The sequence below is a fragment of the Fimbriimonas ginsengisoli Gsoil 348 genome, assembly GCF_000724625.1.
Taxonomy (GTDB): domain Bacteria; phylum Armatimonadota; class Fimbriimonadia; order Fimbriimonadales; family Fimbriimonadaceae; genus Fimbriimonas; species Fimbriimonas ginsengisoli.
The window spans coordinates 823352-840003 of record NZ_CP007139.1 but is presented as its reverse complement, the minus strand read 5'-3'; the positions used below and the strand labels follow the sequence as shown (position 1 = coordinate 840003).

16 protein-coding genes are annotated in these 16652 nt (G+C 61.4%); 11 read left to right on the top strand and 5 right to left on the bottom strand.

Going from position 1 to position 16652, the window contains the following annotated elements:
• The first annotated feature begins 22 nt into the window (after positions 1-22).
• The 5 genes from OP10G_RS03895 to OP10G_RS03875 all read left to right on the top strand — a co-directional run bounded on the left by OP10G_RS03895 (position 23) and on the right by OP10G_RS03875 (position 4344).
• On the top strand, positions 23-832 hold the full coding sequence (locus tag OP10G_RS03895) for a hypothetical protein (RefSeq protein WP_025227189.1): 810 nt from the start codon (positions 23-25) through the stop codon (positions 830-832).
• Positions 833-919: 87 nt separating this feature from the next.
• Positions 920-1462, top strand: a complete 543-nt coding sequence (locus tag OP10G_RS03890; RefSeq protein WP_144240985.1) for a hypothetical protein — start codon at positions 920-922, stop codon at positions 1460-1462.
• Between the two features lie 198 nt (positions 1463-1660).
• Positions 1661-2242, top strand: a complete 582-nt coding sequence (gene tmk, locus OP10G_RS03885; RefSeq protein WP_038472484.1) for a dTMP kinase — start codon at positions 1661-1663, stop codon at positions 2240-2242.
• 78 nt (positions 2243-2320) lie between these two features.
• Positions 2321-3367 carry a thioredoxin domain-containing protein gene (locus OP10G_RS03880; RefSeq protein ID WP_227625054.1) on the top strand — a complete coding sequence of 349 codons (1047 nt, stop codon included), beginning with the start codon at positions 2321-2323 and terminating at the stop codon, positions 3365-3367.
• A gap of 11 nt (positions 3368-3378) precedes the next feature.
• On the top strand, positions 3379-4344 hold the full coding sequence (locus OP10G_RS03875; RefSeq protein ID WP_025227192.1) for an SPFH domain-containing protein: 966 nt from the start codon (positions 3379-3381) through the stop codon (positions 4342-4344).
• A gap of 260 nt (positions 4345-4604) precedes the next feature.
• Here OP10G_RS03875 and OP10G_RS03870 read toward each other — a convergent pair whose 3' ends face one another.
• The gene (locus tag OP10G_RS03870) at positions 4605-5858 is read right to left on the bottom strand and encodes a hypothetical protein (RefSeq protein WP_144240984.1); all 1254 of its coding nucleotides are present in this window, start codon (positions 5856-5858) and stop codon (positions 4605-4607) included.
• A gap of 92 nt (positions 5859-5950) precedes the next feature.
• On the opposite strand from OP10G_RS03870, the gene OP10G_RS03865 reads away from it, so the two are divergent.
• A complete protein-coding gene (locus OP10G_RS03865) occupies positions 5951-6886 on the top strand; it encodes a sugar phosphate nucleotidyltransferase (RefSeq protein ID WP_025227194.1) in 936 nt (311 codons plus the stop codon).
• Positions 6887-6954: 68 nt separating this feature from the next.
• Here the strand turns inward: OP10G_RS03865 and OP10G_RS03860 are convergent, their stop codons facing one another.
• Together OP10G_RS03860 and OP10G_RS23925 are read right to left on the bottom strand one after the other, a co-directional pair.
• Positions 6955-7239 carry a hypothetical protein gene (locus tag OP10G_RS03860; protein WP_025227195.1) on the bottom strand — a complete coding sequence of 95 codons (285 nt, stop codon included), beginning with the start codon at positions 7237-7239 and terminating at the stop codon, positions 6955-6957.
• A gap of 71 nt (positions 7240-7310) precedes the next feature.
• Positions 7311-8255, bottom strand: coding sequence for a prepilin-type N-terminal cleavage/methylation domain-containing protein (locus OP10G_RS23925; RefSeq protein WP_227625053.1), 945 nt, complete (start codon positions 8253-8255; stop codon positions 7311-7313).
• A 381-nt stretch (positions 8256-8636) separates the two neighbouring features.
• On the opposite strand from OP10G_RS23925, the gene OP10G_RS03850 reads away from it, so the two are divergent.
• Positions 8637-9656 (top strand): LacI family DNA-binding transcriptional regulator, encoded by a 1020-nt coding sequence (locus OP10G_RS03850; protein WP_025227197.1) that lies wholly within the window; start codon positions 8637-8639, stop codon positions 9654-9656.
• A gap of 54 nt (positions 9657-9710) precedes the next feature.
• Here OP10G_RS03850 and OP10G_RS03845 read toward each other — a convergent pair whose 3' ends face one another.
• A complete protein-coding gene (locus tag OP10G_RS03845; protein WP_025227198.1) occupies positions 9711-10457 on the bottom strand; it encodes a class I SAM-dependent methyltransferase in 747 nt (248 codons plus the stop codon).
• Between the two features lie 113 nt (positions 10458-10570).
• On the opposite strand from OP10G_RS03845, the gene OP10G_RS03840 reads away from it, so the two are divergent.
• On the top strand, positions 10571-11326 hold the full coding sequence (locus OP10G_RS03840; RefSeq protein ID WP_025227199.1) for a hypothetical protein: 756 nt from the start codon (positions 10571-10573) through the stop codon (positions 11324-11326).
• 414 nt (positions 11327-11740) lie between these two features.
• Complete coding sequence (locus OP10G_RS23920; RefSeq protein ID WP_084178796.1) at positions 11741-14281, top strand: beta-galactosidase; 2541 nt, start codon at positions 11741-11743, stop codon at positions 14279-14281.
• A gap of 213 nt (positions 14282-14494) precedes the next feature.
• On the opposite strand, the gene OP10G_RS03830 is transcribed toward OP10G_RS23920, so the two are convergent.
• Positions 14495-14965 (bottom strand): hypothetical protein, encoded by a 471-nt coding sequence (locus OP10G_RS03830; protein ID WP_144240983.1) that lies wholly within the window; start codon positions 14963-14965, stop codon positions 14495-14497.
• A gap of 240 nt (positions 14966-15205) precedes the next feature.
• Here OP10G_RS03830 and OP10G_RS26115 point away from each other — a divergent pair, with 240 nt between their 5' ends.
• Both OP10G_RS26115 and OP10G_RS03820 read left to right on the top strand, forming a co-directional pair.
• On the top strand, positions 15206-15961 hold the full coding sequence (locus tag OP10G_RS26115) for a hypothetical protein (RefSeq protein WP_144240982.1): 756 nt from the start codon (positions 15206-15208) through the stop codon (positions 15959-15961).
• Between the two features lie 79 nt (positions 15962-16040).
• Entirely contained in the window at positions 16041-16640 is a 600-nt protein-coding gene (locus OP10G_RS03820; RefSeq protein ID WP_038472475.1) for a transglutaminase-like domain-containing protein, read from the top strand.
• The last annotated feature ends 12 nt before the right edge of the window (positions 16641-16652 follow it).

Here is a 16652-nt window from a genome sequence, read left to right as displayed (position 1 = left end):
CGGCGTACTCTATAGACGCGCGATGTTCTTTGAAGACCCGAGCAAGCGGTATCCGAATCTCGTCCAGGCGTTGAACGTGCTGGGGCGGCGGCGCTTTTTGTTGGAAGAGGACCGGGCGACCAACGTGATCGTCCTCTCATCCGTGGCGGCTTTCTTCGGGGGCTGGGCTTTGAGCGGATCGGTTCTGTGGCCGCTGTTCGCCGGTTGCGTGGTGCTTCTTATCGGATCGATTTTCAAGAGCCGGTCGAGGAAGCCGCCTCCCGTCGTCGACGAGCGGGCGATCGAGGCGACGGAGATTGCCAAGAGGATGGGGATGATGCTGACCAAGCGTCGCCTCCATCGAGACCTCGACGAAGGCTCGCTAATGCTTCTTGAAGAGTGCGCCCGGCATTGGGCTCGGGCTCGGGCGGCGCTGGAGGGGCCATTTTGGACGGCGGGACAGGTTCCGGCGCACTACCAATCGGTGCGCACGCTAGCGTTGTCGGCGCTGGACCAGTCGATGGACGAGGTGATGCTGCACTACCGCGACTGGGTGCCGGACGAAGTTCCGAACCGGCATGCGCTCGACTACGTGGACGAGGCGCTCGAGCAGTTCACGATGAAGGGGAGCAAACGGGCGAACTTTCCTCCGGCGGCGTTCGGCCCGGTTCGTGTGATAGCCGATAAGCTTCGTCATCTCGGAGACGAGGCGGAGAGTCTGGCGCGAGAAGCCAGAGTCGACCCGGAGGTTGCGGCCGAAGTCGCGCCGGGGCGCTCGCTGGATCAGACCCTGAGCGAGCTGCGCCAGATTCGGGAAGCCGAGGATGAGCTAAGGCAAAACCTGAGGGGTTGATGTCGCTTGTCTAAATATCCGAATCTCGACCGGTACATGAGGCGGGAGGTGATCACGAGGTCCCCTCGGACGAGAACCTCGACCCTGGTGATCAACGGCGCTGTCGTTAGCTTCTGGATTTTCCTACAGTGGGTGGTCCTTAGGCTGGTGTTACATCTCCCGGTTTGGGCTTTCCTTATTCTTGCGGCCTTCGAGGCGAAGAAGTTTAAAGAGAATGCCAGTAAAGATGCTTTCCCCTTATTAGGTCATAGCAAGTTTGGGCGGCCGCGCCGCATTCTGCGCGATGCAACCGCCGATGACCAGACGGAGATGGAACGCGGGGCGGCGGCCTGGTTTCGACTCCAAGACGCTATGCAAGGGGTGACTTGGACGGGAGACCAGGTGAGCGAATCGCGCCGTGCCGCGGCGATGGAGATAAGAGAAGCGTCGCAACGCGCGATGACTCGACTAACGGAGGCGGAAATGTCGCCCCAGGATCGGGCTTGGCTCGCCTTCGGGCTAGAGCAGCTTGCCGAAGAAGTGCAGCGGGAGCCGGCGAGCGTCAACGACCACATCGCCGTCGCCATCCATAACCGGCACACGGTGCGAATGGCGGAAGAGTTGGTTCGGCAACTACCCGCCCGTTCGTAGCATCGGCTCCCAGCCGATGAATCCCCACGACCATCCTGGCCGTGTAACTTCCGCCAAGGGCAGGATGCCCTTGGGACCCACTGGCTGGAAGCCAGTGCCACGTCCGGACTCCCTCACCCCCAACCCCCTCTCCCTCGTCGGGCACGAACATCCCGAGGAGGGAGAGGGGGCTCCGGAGGGCTAAACTTATGGGGTTCGATGTTTATCACGTTCGAGGGGCCGGAGGGAGCAGGGAAGAGTACGGCTTTGCGGGCGGTCGCCGAGCGGCTGCGGGAGGCGGGGCGGGCGGTCCTGACGACTCGGGAGCCCGGGGCGGGCGAGTTCGGGGGGCGGATTCGGGAGATCCTTTTGCATGGGGACGAGATGCCGGCGGAGTCGGAGCTGTTCTTGTTCTTGGCCGATCGGGCGAGCCATGTAAGGCGCGTGATTAGGCCGGCCTTGGAGCGAGGGGAATGGGTGCTCTGCGACCGGTATGCCGACTCCACGCTCGTGTACCAGGCGTATGTCCGAAGGTTGGACGCGGATTTTGTTCGACGGGCGAACCGGTTTGCCACGGGCGGGCTCGTTCCGGATCGAACGTTCTTACTGGACTTAGACCCGGAGATCGGTCTGGCGCGGCTGACTTCCCGAGACCGGCTGGATGCCCAGCCGATCGAGTTTCACCGGGCCGTTCGTGCCGGGTTCTTGAATTTAGCAAGCGAAGAGCCTCACCGCTGGCGTATTCTGGATGCAAGCTCGGATCCAAAGATCGTCATCGAAGCGATTCTAAACGAGATCTAGAATGGCGCCGGGAACTGTTTAGCAACCGAAACGTACGAATAGTGCGTCACACACGGTGGGAACGCCCGGATGGCCATCATGCACCTCTATCTCCTTCTGCTCAACCAGATTCCGGCTACGGAAGCGCTCGACCGGTACGTCGCCTTCCGAAAGTCTGGGGCATACGTGTCGGCCGACTTCAACATGAAGATCGGCGGGTATAGCCTCAAGGGGACTACCGGGCTCGAAAAGACTCGGCGAATGATCGTGCGCTATTCCGCGAATGGACTGAATTACGTCCTCTCGATGACACCGGAGCGGTATATCGAGCTCGATCACCTTGGGAAGGTTTACGACGAGGGAGAGGGTAGCCCGGAAATTGGATTCAGGAAGAGCAACCTCTTCTCGGGCTTGAAGACGTACCCTTCTTGGCTATTCGACTCGGACTTTCGCAAGGCGGCTCCGGATGGAGCGATGTTCCAGGTAATCGGAAAGGAGACTCTCGACGGTTCGGTTTGCGATCTGGTGAGGTCGAACTTCGACGTGCACCAATCCAAGGGTTTTGTCGAGGCGGCGATCGATGGCAAGGGCCGGATTCACCGAGCGAACATTGTGGTCGCGAACCCGATGGGACGCTACGCCTACGAGTGGTTCGTGCCGCGCATGTCGGTGAGCGCGACGGCCCCGGCCGATGCATTCCGGGCCGAGATTCCGGACGGTTACGTACCGTACAAGCTGCCGTGGAAGGATGGACCGGTTCAGGCGGGCAGCAAATTCCCGTTGAACGGGTGGGTGGGAGCTCACGGCAAGCCGTCTAACCTTGTTGGAAAGATCGCGAGCGGGGGGGCGATATTGGTCTTCTTGGGTGAGGACGAGGACTTGAATCGGCGGGTTTCGCCCGCGCTGGCAGAGCTGCGAAAAGTCGCGACGGTTCTGACCGTGTCCACGTCGCCGAAAACAAACGAGATGGCGGACCTCTACGATCCTAACGGGAAGCTTTTGCAGCAGGTGGCCGTTCCCGGCACCCCGCTCTTCGTGCACTTAGATAAGGGCGGAGTGGTGCGGCACTTGTGGATGGGTTACGATCCCGAGAAGGAAGCAGCGTTCCTCTCGGAAGTTCGAAACGCGATCGGCTCCAAGGAGTAGCTTTTGGCGGCATGGTTAATCCGCTTCCACTGATCGTTTTCATTTTGTTGGCGGTTGCGGGGGTGTTCGCCGTACACCCGGGAGCCGCCAATCCGGCCTCAGCCGGCCTGTACTTCCTGTGGCTTTTGGCCTCGTTGATTATCGCCTCGGCGTTTCGGGTCGCGGCCCAATGGGAGAAGGCGCTGATCTTCCGCCTAGGACGGTTTCAGGCGGTCAAGGGACCGGGGATGTTTACGGTCCTTCCGCTGGTCGATCAGGTGAGAATCGTCGACACCCGCATCCTCACCTTGGAAATCCCCCGGCAAGAGGCGATTACCAAGGACAACGTGCCAGTGACCCTCGATGGGGTGATCTTCCTTCGGGTCAACGAGCCGAAGGACGCGATTATGCAGGTTCAGAACTACCAGCACGCGATCCGTCAGTACGCGCAAACCGCCCTCCGAGACGTCGTTGGCGCGGCGACCCTGGACGAGATCCTCGCCGACCGGGAAGCGCTGGGAAAGCGGATCGAGGAGATGGTGGAGTCGGAGGTGATTGGGTGGGGACTCGAAGTCGCCGCGATCCGAATCCAGGACATTCTGTTGCCGGAGGACCTCAAGCGGGTGATGGCCCGCCAGGCTTCGGCGGAACGCGAGAAACGGGCGAATATCACGAAGTCCGAAGGGGACCGGCTCGCGGCGGAAAACCTCGCGGCGGCGGCTTCGACGATGGCTGCCTCACCGGGCGCTTTGCAACTGCGTTCGCTGCAGACCCTCGATTCGCTTGGTAACTCACCTTCGAACACGGTCGTCTTGGCCGTTCCGGTCGAGGTTATGACGGCGCTTCAGGCGATTCCCAAGTTGGTCAACCAATCGGCGGTCGTGGAGAACAAGCCAAAAGAGATCGAAAAAGCGCCGCCGGCGCCGCTCGCCGAGGGATTCTTCCGCAGTCAGCCAAAGGTCGACGCCGAGGAAACTGATCTGGAGGATAGAGCGTAGGGTTTGGGCTACGGGGGAATAGACGCCGACCGTCTTTTCAGAGGCGAGTTGCCCAAGGCCAACCAGTTTTAACACCCCCGGCGTTGCGCCCTTTGCGGCTCAAGTTCTCTTCAACCGGCTCTCTCCGTTCTTTGCGTTCTTGGCGAGAAAGCCCTTTTCCGGAGTTTCTCGCAAAGGACGCAAAGTGGATCGCAAAGAACGCTAAGAAGTCCCGAGCCGAGAAAGTCTTTTTTGGTACTGGGCGACCTACCCGTGCCACTTTAGCCCTGTTGGGAGCGTTCCAGGGTCAGGTCGGGGGTTGTGAAGGTGTCGTCGGTGTCGCCGGCGTCGTCGGTGAGGTTTTCGCCGACGCTGTAGATTTCGTATTGAGCGCCGTTCTGCCGGTAGAGGAACGGCTCGCCTGTGAACGGATCGGTTTTGATGTCGGCAGGGAATCCACTAAGGTCACTGGGATACCGCTTCGCGGTTTTCGCGGCGAAGATCAGGTCGGCGTTTAGCACAAGCAAGCGGGTTCGCGCGAGCGTCCGGTCGTCCATCTGGATGATCGGGCGGCCCGATAGGAAGAGGTGATGGGCGAAACGCTTCCACGGCCGCTCGAGTTCGGACGGAAACTTTGGTTCTTTCTCCCGCTTTGCGGTGGGCTGGGCGGCGCAGGCGAGAAGCCATCGAATCTCACCCTCCGCCTCCTTGGCGAAGCCCGCGAAGTAGGCGACGCGCTTCGTATCGTTCGATCGGAGCCCCTGCAGGTATTCGACGGCCTCGCGTGCCTCTGGGCCGAGGTTTTCTTCGAATTGCTTGAAGTCGTTTTTTTGAAACGCGTCTTGGAGCGCCTGAACGCTCATTCGGATGTTGTCCGCTTCGTGGTTGAGCGTCTTCGCTAGGCCGGGCTTGCGCGCCAGCGCTTCTTCGACCCCCTTGGCTAGCTTCTCGAGCTGGGCCGCGCCCATCTTGGGCAGCCAAGGAGCGAGCGCGCGGCGAGCATCGTCGGCGATGACATAGCCGAGCGAGGCGTCGGTGGCGCCGCCGCCGGTGAGGTCGAGACCAAATCTAGTGGCGAGGATTCCCAAGTTGATCGCGGCGTCGAAATCTGCGGCTTGGGCGCTCGCCTCGATCTTCCACTCCAAGGCCCTTCCGATAAGCCGCCACCCTTGCTGATACGGGGCGGGGGTGAACGGGGGGCGGGGTACGAACCGGAAATCGCAAGGGAGCTTGCTCGCGGTCTCGATCTGCTTGATCGCGGGATCGCACACCGCGATTGCGGCTTTTCTCTGATCAGGGTAGAACGAGACGCGGGTGAGCTGCTTGCCGCCGGTGGCTTCCACCGACAAAGCGGCCAGGGCATACCCGTCGTAGGCGTTGCCGCTCGCTGCCTGGGGCACGTAGGACGCGCTCGGCGTCGCCCATGTCGGATAGGGCGCGGCAACATGGCCTCGACAACCGGTGAGCGATAGCGCGGCGGCGGAAAACGCAATAAACGTGGCAAGCGGGAGGTGGCCCATCCTTGGCTTCCTCATAGCAAGCTCGATCGTACCCCTGTCCGGTGTATCCTCGGAACGGACTCCGCGACGTACCGATACGACTTGGTCATGGAGAGCACAAGAACAGCATGAAAGGCGTTATTCTCGCGGCGGGCAAAGGCACCCGTCTTTACCCCGTCACTCACGTCATCCCTAAGCCGCTGCTTCCCATGGCGAACCGGCCCACGTTGTTTTATGCCTTCGACCGGCTGAAGGAGATGGGCGTCACCGACATCTGCATCGTCGTTGGCGAGAACGAGCCGGCGATGCGGGCGGCGCTGGGCGACGGAAGCGCCCAGGGGGTTCACCTCAGTTATGTAAAGCAGGAACAGCCCAAGGGGCTGGCGCACGCGGTCGGGTTCGCCAAGGAATTCGTGGCCGGCGACCCGTTCGTTCTATATCTTGGAGATGCCGTTTACAGCGAAGGGTTCGAGCGGTATGCCAAGCGTTTCGTCGACTCGGGTTGCGCAAACCTGAACATCGTCAAAGTGGTCGAGGACCCGAGCCGGTTCGGGGTGGCGAACGTGGAAGGGGAGCGGATCGTGAAGCTGGTCGAGAAGCCGAAGGTTCCGGAAAGCAACCTTGCGATGGCGGGCATGTACTTCTTCGGTCCGCAGATATGGTCGGTGCTTCCCGATCTTCAGCCGAGCGGCCGCGGGGAGTATGAGATCACCGACGCGATTCAGATGCTCATCGACCGGGGGGAGACGGTGCTCGCCGGCGTGTATGAGGGAACCTGGTTCGATACCGGAACCCTCGACTCGTTCTTGGAAACAAGCGCGTTTCTTATCCACAACGGCAAGTTGGTCGACCCTACGGCCCAAGTCACGGGCAAGGTCGGCGATAAAGTGGTGATCGGTGCCGGAGCGACGGTGCGGTGCGAGTCGATCGAAGATAGCGTCGTCTTACCGGGCAGCCACGTAACGGCCAACGGCCGCATCCACCGCGCCGTCCTAGGAGGCCCCGTGAGTGCCGAAGGACCGCTGGAGAACGTGATTCTGCACGGGGATTGGGGAGGGCGCTAGGCGCTAGCGCGTTGGGCGTATTACTGTTTTCTTCGCGCCTTACGCCTAGCGCCTCAACGCCCGCCCGCTTAATTTCCCAACGGCGGGCGGCCCATCTTGGCTCGTTCGGCGTTAATTTTGGCGGTTTCAGCGGCGTGGGCTTTTGCCCAGTCGGCTTCGGCTTTTCGTCTCGCTTCCGCGCCGCCGGCCATGGCGGCAGCAACGGTGGCACGGTTGGCGTCCGTCATTTTGGGGGACGTTTTCATGCTGTCGAGCTCTTTCTGCGACATTCCGCCGCTGTTGCCGCAGCCGGCGAGCGCGAGACCTAGGACGACGAAAACAGTCGGGCGGAGAATTCGGGCGGCGATGCTCATAGATAGGGATCCAAAATGGAAAAGAGCTTCGCGCCGGAATATCCGGCGCGAAGCAGACCCTGATCGGGTCTTTAGGGGCGAAGGGCGTCCCACTTGTTCTTCCCGGGATCCGAGTCCGGATTCGGGTTGGTGGAAGCGATGTTCAGGCTCTTCGCATGCGTGTCGGCCATGGAGAAGTTCGCCCGTCCCTGACCGGTCTGGCTGACTGCGCCGTACTGGCCCTGCGGGGACTTGAGGTCCACTTTGCGAAGGCCGTTCGGCATCTGAGCGCCGCCGCACCAGTCGAGGTCGTAAACCGCCGAACCGTCGGTGGCCGGGACGGCCTCGAAGATTCCGCCGCACTGGAATTGCGTTTGGTTGCCTACGCCGCCGCCGCTCCACTTGAGCGCGTCGCCGTTGTACTTGGTGGCCATCGCAATCGTGTCGGCCGGGTTCGTGACCTGGGTAACGGTCAGCGCCGCGGTGTTTAGCTCACCGCCGCCCCCCTCGCCGTGCACCTGCGCATAGGGCGCCGCGATGCCTCGGAGCGTGCAGTCCTGGACGTCCGTGAACGAATCCTTGAAGCATCGACCCTGCCAAGAGGAGGGCGAGACTCCTACGAAGTTTACGGCCGCGGCCGCATTGGGAGCGGTGAAGCCGTTCAAGCCATAGGAGACGGGGATTCCGAGCCAGTCGCCCCAGTTTCCGCCGGCCGAATTCGTTTCAAGCGGGCTTCGGAAAAGCGGAAGCGACTTCGAGTACGGCTGCAAATTCAGCGTCCACGAGAGGGAGTTGCTGCCCCAGGCAGGGGCTCCCGACCAGTTCGTCGGAATGCCGTAGGTGTAGCGGTCGTCGGCATCGTTAGTGTACAGAGCCATAGCGGTACCGATCTGCTTGATGTTGGACAGATCGCCCGTGGCCTTGGCCGCCGCCTTAGCCTGTGCGAAGACGGGGAAGAGGATAGCAGCGAGGATCGCGATGATCGCGATGACGACGAGGAGCTCGATGAGCGTGAATGCTTTGTTGCGAGATAACACTTTAGAACCTCCGTTGGGTCTGCGGGGCCGCTTTGCCGCGGCCTCCATTTTTAGCTAAACGATTAGATCATTGTTCAAGGAAAGCCGTGTACACGGCAATAACCATGGACTCCATACCGGGTGGGCACGACGTTTCTCTAGGCGATAGATCGACGTTTTGCCGCCACAGGATCATCTTAAAAGCAAATTTGGGCAAATGTGCACCTTTTTTTTCGGGATGTCAATTTTTGGTATATCTGGTCGAACTCCCTATCTAATCGATTACGTCGCGTAAGCCAAGTTTTTGACGGGCTTACCGGGTGAATAAAACCGAATCTTTTTGAATCATCACTGATTCATTGGCAAATTAGCGTTGATTCACCTACGATAGGTCTAACCGCAATGGAGCGCACCGAACATGTCTGGAGTGAACGCAGGTCTACGACTCTTCGCGACGTCGCCCGATCCGTGGGAGTGAGCGAGTCGACGGCGTCGGTCGTTCTCAACCGAACCCGATCCGGCACGCGCGTTTCCGCCGAGACCCGCCGGCACGTGTTGGAAGCGGCCGAGCGGCTTGGGTATCGGCCCAACGCCCTGGCTCGTTCGCTGCAGAAAGGAAGCACCCAGCGGATCGGCGTCTACTCCGGCCGTGCCCACCTCGACTCGAGGAATCTCTTCTTTGCCGACCTACTCGGCGGTATTTGCGAAGGGGCTCGCGAGCACGAGTTCAACACGGTCATCCACACGTCGGGGAACGGTCCGAGCATGCTCCTCGACCTGCTTTCCAACCGGGCGCTGGACGGCCTGGTGGTTCATGCCCGGCAAGACGATCCGATTCTAGGAATGCTGGACGAGCTGCGAGTTCCGGCGGTGGCGATTGCGGATCAGGTCAGCGCCATCCCGACCATCTGCGTGGATGACGACGGAGGCGGGCGCATGCAAGCGCAGCATCTTGCGCAGCTCGGCCATCGAAACGTGCTCTACAAGCAAACGCTCTTTACCGCCCGCTCGGCGGTGAACCGGATGGAGAGCTTCCTGCGAACGGCCACCGAACTTGGAATGAATGTCACGATTCATAACGAAACAACCGGGGACGATTCGCTTTCATCCGAGGATTTCGATCTCCTCAATCGAACCACGGACCGGGTGACCGCGATCGTGGGCTGCAACGACCGGGTGGCCGAGGTTTGCTGCCACGGCCTGTCGGCGGTCGGAATGTCGATCCCCAAAGATGTGGCCGTTGTGGGGTTCGATGGCTTTAATCGCTTCTATGCTCCCCGGTTCGAGCTCACCACGATCCGCGCCCCTTGGTCTCAACTGGGAGCTCGAGCGATTTCCACGCTTATGTCCCTGATCGCGGGCGAGTGCGTTCCAGGGGTCACGATCTTACCGATCGAGTTCGTTCGGGGCGCCACTACTTGATTCCAGTCCCGAGCGGGTTATCCGCCCTCTCATTCCGGTGAACGCCTCCAGCTTTTACGGACGTTTTCGGCAGACGTACATCGCCTCGACTTCGTCGAGGCTTAGGTAGCGGCGCGCCCAGTGGCCGGCGGTGCCGCCGTAGACGTTGTCGACGGTAAAGCCGGAGGCGGTGAGCATGCGGACCATTTCGGGGGCGATGAAGAGGCGTTCGTGGATCTGCATCAGCGTCGGACCTTCCGGTAAGTCGAATTGATCCTCGTAGTTCGACACCATTGTGGCGGGGTCGAATCGTCCTTCCGGGACGAACTCGTCTTTCATCTGGCGAATGACGGAGTATCCGTTGAGGGCAGTGAGAAGGAACGGCTTGTTCGGGCCGAGCGAAGCGGCGATGTTTCGGAAAATCGCCATATCGTGGGCTTCGGCGTTCTCCCCTCGCTCGATGAGGCCGACCGCCCCTTCGCACAGGCAGATCGCGGCGTCGAACGGCTCGTCGAAGCGGAAGTCGGTTGCGTCGGCCTGTATCCATTCGACCTCGACGCCGGCTTCTTGGGCTTTGCGGCGGGCGACGGCGAGCATTTCGCTCGACAGGTCGAGGCCGGTTACCCGGTGTCCGCGCTTGGCAAGGGCGATGCTATGACGCCCGGTGCCGCATCCGACGTCGAGAATCCGCGAGCCGGGCAGGATCGGATAGAGGGTGAGGAGGAAATCCACCTCCGCCTCCGTGTGGTGCGTAAACGGATTCTGCTCGTAATTGGCGGCATGCGCATCGAAAAAGCGCTGCCACTCGCGGGGCTTGTTCATTTCCCCGAGCGTACCGCCCCTTCTCATCGCCGATTAACGCGGGCAGGGGTGTTAGTGGGGCGCCGACGGCGCCGCGAAGCTTTTTGCCTTACACTTGACTCCCTGGATTCGCAATGATTTTTCTCTGTTCGATTGCTTTGGCCACGGTTCAGGCTGAGAAGTTAACCGCGCCATACCGCGACCTATTTGGCCACGGGATGTCCGATCGGAATGTAGATACCTTTTGGTGTTCGCACCTCGTGGACGAGCAGCCTCTTAATGGAGCGCCGAGCACCCTTGGTGCGGTGTCGCCAGAAGCCGTGCACTGCCTTGCCGACTTCTTCCATCGGATGGACCGTCCCATCGTTCCCAGGCTCATTAAGTCGATGGAACGGTTAACGCATCTCTCCCCGAAAGACGATCTTGCCGCAGGAATAACGGCTTGGACAATGCAATGGACGGCAGGCGATTTTAGAAGTCCGGTCAACGTGGCCAAGTGGCATGTGCTTGCCGAGTGGTACCTACAAAAAGCGTCCAAAGAAGGCGATCAAGTTCAACGAAGCTTCGCTGCGCTGGCCTTTGCTGACTGTGCTCTCAACTCGCTTTCGGATTTATCGCGACCAGAGAAGCTAGCCGCACTGGATGCTCGCAGCCAACGAATTAGGACCTACCGCAGCCGGTTGACCGATGTGTACCACACGTTTCGCCACTCAGTGCCCGAACGAGCACTGATGGCCCTACACGAGTTATTCGTCAGCGATATTCAGTTGAGCGACTGGAAGGACATGTCACGGATAGCCGAGACCGCACGCACGGATTTTCCCTCGCTTAGTAAGTGGGGATGCTACTCCATCGCGGAATTTGGCCGCACCCGGCGAAGGCCGAGGTAGATCGCCCCGTAGGCCTCCCACCCGCCCAATCGAAGATTGCTCCGTCGATCTTTCTACCAGGAGTGATCCAGACCTCGAGCCCCTGCGAACGACCAGGCCGCACCAGAAGCGGCTTTTTTGTGGCGCAACCCGATCGCTCCCCCTGCAAGTCGGTTCTCTCCCGAGGTCTCTCCGGACGATCTCCACCTCAGCGAGCGGAGGTTCGAGACTTGGGCGAAGCGATGGAGCCGGTCTTGTCGCGTCTCTTGGAAGATCGCGAATGGTCGTTGAGAGCGGCGGGGCATCGGTAGACGGTGAGAGCGGTCGAGTCTAGACATGCAACACGCTAAAGCTCTCCGTATGCTCCTCACGGCGCACGGCTTCGGAACTGCTAACCGCTGACTGCCAACTACGGGAGCGAGTACGCTTTCGGGCATGCGTTTTGTGCCTGTGGCTTTGGCCGGACTCTTGACGGCTTCGGCGGTCGCTCAACCGAAATTCCTGCACCCTGACCGGGTGCGGTACGACGGACAGTGCTTTACGATCGACGGGAAGGACACCTTCCTGTTTAGCGGCGCGTTCCACTACTTCCGGTGCCCTAAGGCGCTCTGGCGGGACCGGTTCCGCGCGATCAAAGAGGCGGGCTTCAACGCGGTGGAGACGTACGTGGCTTGGAACTGGAGCGAGCGGAAGCCGCCCGTCGAAACCGGTGATTTCTCGCAGATCAACCTGCGCGACCTGGACGAGTGGCTCACGATGGCCGAAAAGGAGTTCGGGCTTTACACGATCGTCCGGCCGGGGCCGTACATATGCGCCGAATGGGCGACGGGCGGGTTTCCGAATTGGCTCAGCCAGTTCCGTCCGGCCCAGGTATCGCCAAGCACGATGTGGTTCCGAGGGGACGATCCTTTCTTTATGGACTGGTCCCGCCACTGGATGGAAGCCGTGGCCAAGGTGGTGAATAAGCACCAGCAGTTCCGACAGCCGATGGGAGGGCACGGAGTCATCCTGTGGCAGGTGGAGAACGAATACGACTTCGCCGGACAGCCGGAGTCGGCGAAGCGGAACTACGTCCGCGACCTGATCAAGGTGAGCCAAAAGAACGGGATCGAGGTGCCGATCTTCGGATGCTGGACTCGGATCATCCGGGACCCAAAGGGAGACCCGATCCTGAGCCAGGCGTTCGATAACCCGAACCAATACCCCCGCACCAACATCGAGGCGGTTCGGGGCGCATTGGAGGATCAGCATCTCGCCCAGCCGTGGGCGCCGAAGATGGTGACCGAATTCCAGGGGGGATGGTTTGGCCAAGTCGGCGGTCTGGCCGCGGAGGAGCAAGGAGGGATCGACGACCGCCAAATCAATGCCCTGACGTTGTACGCGATCGAGAACGGGCTCACCGCGCTCAATTACTACATGCTGTTCGGCGGCACGAACCTTGGCGACTGGGCGGCGGAAGGGATCACCACCAGCTACGACTACAATGCTCCGATCCGCGAATGGGGCGGCACGGGTCCGAAATACCGCGCGGTTCAGGCGATCGGCAAAATGCTGGAGAAGTACGGGGCCGATCTGGCCCGCTCCGAGGAAGCTCCGGCGCCAACCGGAACGCCGCCGGCGAACCTGAAGGTGGCGGCGAGGCTAGGTCGGAGCGGAGCGCACTATCTCTTTGTCCGCAACGTCTCGCGCACGGAGGCAGTGTCGGGCACCGTGCTTGGAACGGTTGAGTGCCACTTAGAGCCGTTTGGAATGAACGTGTTTCGATACACGACCGATCCGTCGAAAGGGGAATGGTTGGTGCAGCCGGTGGGAGTTCCGCGGGTGGCGATGCCACCCGCTATCCCGATTCGCACCGCCGAAGCGGCCATCGCCGAGCCGGCCGGGTGGAAGGTCGCTTCCGATGGCTCGACGACCGAAAAGCTGGGGGTTTACGACAGCAGGTTCCTCTTCTTCCGAACGGAAGCAAAAGGGGCCGGTAAGGTGCTCTTCCTGCGAACCGCGGGCGGGGAGCTGGTTTCCAGCGATCCTAACCAGCCACGTGGGCTTCGGGGTGGGCTTGTTTGGGAGCGGCCGTCGGCGGACATGAGATTCGTCTTCTTCAATCCGGGGTGGCCTAATGGCGGCTCGGCGATGGAACTCCCCCACGGGTTGGTTGGCGCTTCGCTGCTCGACGAGGCGCCGAGCGGAGCCACTATTAGCGACTGGCGGGGCCGCATTATCTCGGGACCGGAGGACCGCTCGCTCGTTTCGTCCGCCGTCGACACAAGTGGTTGGACACGCGGCCTCGCACCGGAACTTTTCGCTTCACACACGACCTCTATCCTCCGGACCACCGTCGATATCGGCGGCAAGGTGGATTCGAACGCGATCTTGCACACCGATGGGGTGGACGACGAAGGATGGTTTTTCGTCAACGGCCACCTCGTCGGCGAACTCCACACGTACGACGTCCCGGCCGACTTCGCCGTCGGCCAGTATCTGCACCCCGGCAAGAACGATATCGCCCTGATTATCCGGAACAACGACGGTCCGGGTGGGCTTAGCGGTCCGCTTTCCATCGAGGCGCCATTCCCCAAGGGGCGTGAGGTTAAGGTGATGTGGACGGATCGGACGAACGTCGGTCGATACACGTCGTACGACCTCGGCCCGTCAGCCGGGATACTCCGGAACGAGCACCCGAAGATCGAAGGCCCCCGACCAAACGGACCGCTTCAGGTCCGCTCACGGATTCGCTTTGCCCGCCCGAAAGGGGAAGGAGTCGCCTGGGAGATCGCCCTTCACGCCGGCGGCGACGGCTTCCTTACCCTCAACGGACAGCCGCTCGGCCGCTTCTGGGAGGTAGGTCCGCAACGCGGCTTCTACCTGCCGCCGAGCATGTTGCGCGACGAAAACGTGCTCGAGCTCTCCGTTATCCCCGGCCGCCTCGGCGACCGAATCACCGCCGCGGAGCTACGCCCCCTACCTATGAAGGAGTGAGCGAAAACTCCGGAGCCCCTTCTCCCTCCTTCGGATGCATTGTGCCGAACGAGGGAGAGGGGGTTGGGGGTGAGGGAGCCCGGATGGACCGCTGCTCTCCAGAGCGGCCACCCCAGGGTCTGGTGTACCGAAGGTACACAAGCAACATGGGCGGGCCGCCCATGGATACCCACGGGCGAGCCTCCCGTGCCACGGGGCACTTCGTGGACGTAGTTAAACCGAGCCGAGGTCGTACAGCCGCGCTAGTTCGTTCAAGTCGCGGCGGAGGCGGGCCCATTGGCCGCGGACCAGGCGGTGGATGCCGTGGTTGCGCTCGAAGATCTCGTCGACGACGCGGGCTCGGGAGAGGACTTCTCGCATCTCCTCGCGGCCGGCGCGCGGCGTTCGGTCGTCGGCGATCCGTCGCAGACGCTCCAAGCTTTCGTCCAGCCGTTGGATGCGATCCTTAGCACGGTCGGCGCGATTGTATCGATCGAGGTCATATCGGTCGAAATCCCGCTCGAATGTCGCTCGAAGGGAATTGCTCTCGCGTTCGGTTCGGTCGACGAGGTCGCGAACATGCCAAGCAACAACGCGGCGATGCTCGTTCCACCAGCCTCCGCGGAACTGCGCGTTCGCGGAGATCGGGGCCGCCACGGCGCCCGCTACGACAACAACGGCGAGAGCGGTTCTAAAATTCTTCATCTCGTTTCTCCTTTCGGCCCCTCCGGTTAATCGCCGGAGGAGGTCCCTTACGACCGGACTGACGTAGCGACTCCGCGCCGAGTTCAGTGGCTCAACGCAAAAGAAGAAGTACAAGATTTTTGGCAATTGCGATACCAATCGAAGTTTGGAAACCAAGTGAACATGTGGTGTTTCGGTTCGTTTCAGCCGTTATCGGCGACCCGCGGAAGGGAAATCCGCGCCTGCCAGAAGGAACAAACAATGAATTCGAAAATCTCCCGCGTTCTAGCGGTCGCTCTTTGCGCTGCCGCGCTCGTCGGAACATGCCTTGCGCAAGGCGGCGGTGGCCAACGTGGCAATCGCCAAGGCCGTGGCGCTCGCAATGGCCCCCCCTCTCTCACTCAGCTCGCTCTCCGGTCGGACGTTCAGGCCGATCTGGCAGTGACCGACGATCAGAAGACCAAGCTCGCCGAACTTCGCCCACAGCGCGGTAACCGCGCCAACGGCGGCGCCGGAGCCGGTGGCGGAGCCGGCGCGGTTGGAGGCGGCGGCGCGGGCGTCGGTGGTGGAGCCGTCGGCGGCGGTGGCCAGCGCGGCAATCGTGCGCCGGTGGACCCGGCCGTCCTTGCCGAGCGGCGCGCCGCGGAGAAAAAGGCGCTCGAGGCGGTCCTTAACGCAGATCAGATGAAGCGGCTCGAAGAGATTCGGATCCAGGTCGCTGGAGATCAGGCGATTCTCGATCCGGAAGTTCAGAAGACGCTCAGCTTCACCGACGACCAGAAAGCCAAGGTTAAGGAAGTCCAAGACAAATATCGCTCCGCAATGACCACCATGCGGGAGAAGATGCAGAACGGAGATCTGGACCGGCAGGGAATGCAGGAGGCCATGAAGACCAATAATAAGGTCCTCGGCGAAGAGCTCCACAAGATTCTCACCCCGGCCCAAGCGGATCAGCTAAAGACCCTCGGCGGCAAGCCGTTCAAGGCCGATGCCCCGACCGGCCGCGGCGGACGCTAAGCCCGCGCCTTTGCTTAGGAACAGATCGGCCCGCCGTTCGGCGGGCCGATCTGTTTTGCGGTGGAAGCATAATTGGAAGATGCTCCTGCACGACCCGCTTCCGAAATATTTGGAATCGACAGCCGAGGTCGACTACGATCATCCATCGGTGCAAGCGTTCGTGCGCGACTCCGGCTGGCTGGAGATCGGGACCGTCGACCGTGCGGAGAAAGCGTTCCGATTCGTTCGCGACGAGGTTCCGCACTCGTGGGATATTCAGTCTCCCACGGTAACCTGCTCTGCCTCGGAAACGCTGGCGCACCGAACCGGGATCTGCTACGCCAAATCGCACCTATTGGCGGCTCTCCTCCGAGCGACCGGCATTCCCGCCGGCTTCTGCTACCAACGGCTCGTTCTATTCGAGGATCCGGCGGACGGGTATTCGATCCATGCACTCAATGCCTTTTACGTGGAGTCTCTCGATAAGTGGGTGCGGATGGACGCGCGAGGAAACAAGCCGGGCGTCGACGCTCAGTTTTCGCTCGAGGAGGAGCGTCTGGCATTTTCGATCCGCCCTGAGATGGGTGAGATGGACTACCCCGGCGTCTACGCCGTCCCGAGCGCTAAGGTCGTCCAGACGCTGCGCGTAGCCCAAGACGCCCGGGCGATGTACGCGCACGATCTGCCAAGCGAGCTCTAATCCTCTTCGCAG

What these genes read in the sequence shown, in the direction of transcription:
- OP10G_RS03895 (WP_025227189.1), top strand. Translation starts at nt 23, where the DNA reads ATGTTCTTTGAAGACCCGAGCAAGCGGTATCCGAATCTCGTCCAGGCG.
- tmk (WP_038472484.1), top strand. Translation starts at nt 1,661, where the DNA reads ATGTTTATCACGTTCGAGGGGCCGGAGGGAGCAGGGAAGAGTACGGCT.
- OP10G_RS03880 (WP_227625054.1), top strand. Translation starts at nt 2,321, where the DNA reads ATGCACCTCTATCTCCTTCTGCTCAACCAGATTCCGGCTACGGAAGCG.
- OP10G_RS03875 (WP_025227192.1), top strand. Translation starts at nt 3,379, where the DNA reads ATGGTTAATCCGCTTCCACTGATCGTTTTCATTTTGTTGGCGGTTGCG.
- OP10G_RS03870 (WP_144240984.1), bottom strand. Translation starts at nt 5,858, where the DNA reads ATGAGGAAGCCAAGGATGGGCCACCTCCCGCTTGCCACGTTTATTGCG.
- OP10G_RS03865 (WP_025227194.1), top strand. Translation starts at nt 5,951, where the DNA reads ATGAAAGGCGTTATTCTCGCGGCGGGCAAAGGCACCCGTCTTTACCCC.
- OP10G_RS03860 (WP_025227195.1), bottom strand. Translation starts at nt 7,239, where the DNA reads ATGAGCATCGCCGCCCGAATTCTCCGCCCGACTGTTTTCGTCGTCCTA.
- OP10G_RS03850 (WP_025227197.1), top strand. Translation starts at nt 8,637, where the DNA reads ATGGAGCGCACCGAACATGTCTGGAGTGAACGCAGGTCTACGACTCTT.
- OP10G_RS03845 (WP_025227198.1), bottom strand. Translation starts at nt 10,457, where the DNA reads ATGAACAAGCCCCGCGAGTGGCAGCGCTTTTTCGATGCGCATGCCGCC.
- OP10G_RS03840 (WP_025227199.1), top strand. Translation starts at nt 10,571, where the DNA reads ATGATTTTTCTCTGTTCGATTGCTTTGGCCACGGTTCAGGCTGAGAAG.
- OP10G_RS23920 (WP_084178796.1), top strand. Translation starts at nt 11,741, where the DNA reads ATGCGTTTTGTGCCTGTGGCTTTGGCCGGACTCTTGACGGCTTCGGCG.
- OP10G_RS03830 (WP_144240983.1), bottom strand. Translation starts at nt 14,965, where the DNA reads ATGAAGAATTTTAGAACCGCTCTCGCCGTTGTTGTCGTAGCGGGCGCC.
- OP10G_RS26115 (WP_144240982.1), top strand. Translation starts at nt 15,206, where the DNA reads ATGAATTCGAAAATCTCCCGCGTTCTAGCGGTCGCTCTTTGCGCTGCC.
- OP10G_RS03820 (WP_038472475.1), top strand. Translation starts at nt 16,041, where the DNA reads ATGCTCCTGCACGACCCGCTTCCGAAATATTTGGAATCGACAGCCGAG.